Annotated in this window: 4 protein-coding genes and 1 pseudogene; all 5 read left to right on the top strand. The window is 20.8% G+C overall.

What is annotated here, in order from left to right; translation table 4 throughout:
* The coding region (locus tag C6B38_RS09670; protein WP_162475813.1) for a hypothetical protein at nucleotides 1-306 on the top strand (306 nt) is incomplete at its 5' end.
* A 17-nt stretch (nucleotides 307-323) separates the two neighbouring features.
* Nucleotides 324-527, top strand: a complete 204-nt coding sequence (locus C6B38_RS02275; protein ID WP_105298493.1) for a pentapeptide repeat-containing protein — start codon at nucleotides 324-326, stop codon at nucleotides 525-527.
* Between the two features lie 125 nt (nucleotides 528-652).
* A complete protein-coding gene (locus tag C6B38_RS11815) occupies nucleotides 653-784 on the top strand; it encodes a hypothetical protein (protein ID WP_255401053.1) in 132 nt (43 codons plus the stop codon).
* The gene (locus C6B38_RS02270; RefSeq protein WP_105298492.1) at nucleotides 765-1,055 is read left to right on the top strand and encodes a hypothetical protein; all 291 of its coding nucleotides are present in this window, start codon (nucleotides 765-767) and stop codon (nucleotides 1,053-1,055) included. Before C6B38_RS11815 ends, C6B38_RS02270 begins: the two co-directional genes overlap by 20 nt.
* Nucleotides 1,056-1,258: 203 nt before the next feature.
* A pseudogene (locus tag C6B38_RS02265) lies at nucleotides 1,259-2,209 on the top strand (IS30 family transposase).
* Nucleotides 2,210-2,300 lie beyond the last annotated feature (91 nt).

Here is a 2,300-nt window from a genome sequence, read left to right as displayed (position 1 = left end):
AAAGTGTCTTTAAAAGAACTCTGTTGAAAAGAGTTAAAAATTAAATTAGCAAATAAGACAGTATTAATTAATAAATGTCAGTATTATATCAATGAGTACTTTACAAAATTAACTAAAAACAGAAAAGGCGGCTGATATTGTAAAAAGTATGATCGGCATTGCTTAACAAAATTAGAATTTATTAATAAACAAAAAATAAGTTATAGTATTTGATTTTTGACTTTAAAATGCAAAAATAATCATCAAATTATTAAAAAATTAATTTTTAAGAAAAATAAATGATGAATTATTAATATTAAAAATTAGAAAGGAGGAATTATAAAATGAAAACATTACAAGATTTAATTAAAGATTTAACAGATATTACTGTTGAACAAAATAAAATAAATGAATATTTAAGCAGAGAATTTTTAGATTTACGAGGTGTTAAATTACAAGGTACTAATTTACAAGGTGCTGATTTAAAAGATATTAAAATCACAAAACAACAATTAGACCAATTAACTGTTATTGAGGAGAATGAATAATCAATATAACAGAATTAATTAAATTTGACAAACTAAAAGAAGAAAATGAATTACTTAAAAATGAAATTACAGAATTAAATAAAGATTTAAATTGAAATTTAAAAACTGAAGAAGTACTTAATAAAATGATGGAAGACCTAATAAAAATAAATGAAGCACTTAAAGCAGAACTTGCTGAGTTAAAAGAACAACAATTATATTATGACAAATTACCTAGTAAGGAGGAAAAATTAAATAATGAGGAAAAGTTGTTCTAAATGTAGATCAAAAATAGATGGTGATGATAAATATTTATGATGCAGTAATGATTATTGTATTTTAGCAAAAAAATCATATATTCTTAGAAAAAAAATAATGAATATATCAGAATTAATTAAATATGACAAACTTAAAAAAGAACTTGCTGAAAAAGATAAAGAAATTAAAAAACTAAAATCAAAACATTTATTTAAAGAAGACTTTTATTTACTTTGTGAAGAAGATAAACTTACATATGATTGAGAGAAAGTTTACAAACTGATGAAATAACAATTGAAATGCACTTAAAATATTGTGAAAGTAATAATCATAGATACTGCCTAATTAAAGCTAAGTATTTTTTTATATATATTGCTCTTTTTTATTGTTTTATATATAATTGATTTTATTATATATCAATTATTTTGTATTAAATATTAATTTTATAAGTTAATGAAAGGTATATAAATGTTACGTATAGTCATTTAATTTTTATGGATAAAGTTAAATTAGAACAATTATTATTATCAAAAATATTTTTAAAAAATCATGGTGAACAGAATATTTCTGTAATTGCTAAATTTTTGAATAAACATCGTAGTACTATTTTACGAGAAATTAAGAGATTTAAAACTATTAAAGAATATAGTGCTTATAAGTCAGATGAAATGTATTATGAGAAAAGAAAAAAGAATAATAAAAGATGTAAATTTACTGAAGAACAGATTAATTTTATGAAAATTAGACTTAATAAATATCGTGATTCTTCAAGAGAATTTATTTATCGTTATTTTTTAAAATTTGGTGTTAAATTTCCGGTTTGTGTTAAAACATTGTATAAATGAATTCGTTTAGGTTTTTATGGTTTTTTAAAACAGAATTTGCAACATCGTGGTAAAAAATATAAAACAAAAGGAAAATATGATAATCGTGGTAAATTAAATGATTTTAAGTCAATTTGAGATATTGAAAATAAAGTTTCTAATGTTGGTTAATTAGAAATGGATACTGTTGTTGGAAAAAATTATCAATCTAGTTGTTTAGTTTTAGTAGAACAATCAAGTAAAAAATATTTTGCAATAAAATTAGAAAATCATACTGCTAGGGAAGTTGAGAAAAAGTTTAAAGATATTGTTATAAATAATAATTTAATTGGAAAAATAAAAGGAATAATAACAGATAGAGGTAAAGAATTTAGTGAATGACGAGAAATGGAAATATTTGCTGAAATACAAGTATATTTTTGTGATACTGGTAAACCTCGTCAAAAACCTCTAATTGAAAATATAAATGGTGAGTTTAGAAAATGATTTCCTCCTGGAACTGATTTTAATAATGTTAGTCAAAAACAAATTGATTGAGTAGTTAATAATGTAATAAATGAAAAACTCCGACCGTGTTTAAATTGAATAAGTGCTAAAGAAATGTTTTTGCAGAATATATAAACAATAAATATTTAAAAATGTATATTAAATTATAAAATATGTCATTAAAATTATAAAATTATTTTTTTAGTGTGTTTAAATATGGATAAAA

It is taken from the genome of Spiroplasma sp. ChiS, from assembly GCF_002968355.1.
Taxonomy (GTDB): Bacteria; Bacillota_I; Bacilli_A; order Mycoplasmatales; family Mycoplasmataceae; genus Spiroplasma; species Spiroplasma citri.
The sequence above is the reverse complement of the archived record's forward strand: the minus strand, read 5'-3'. Positions and strand labels throughout refer to the sequence as shown.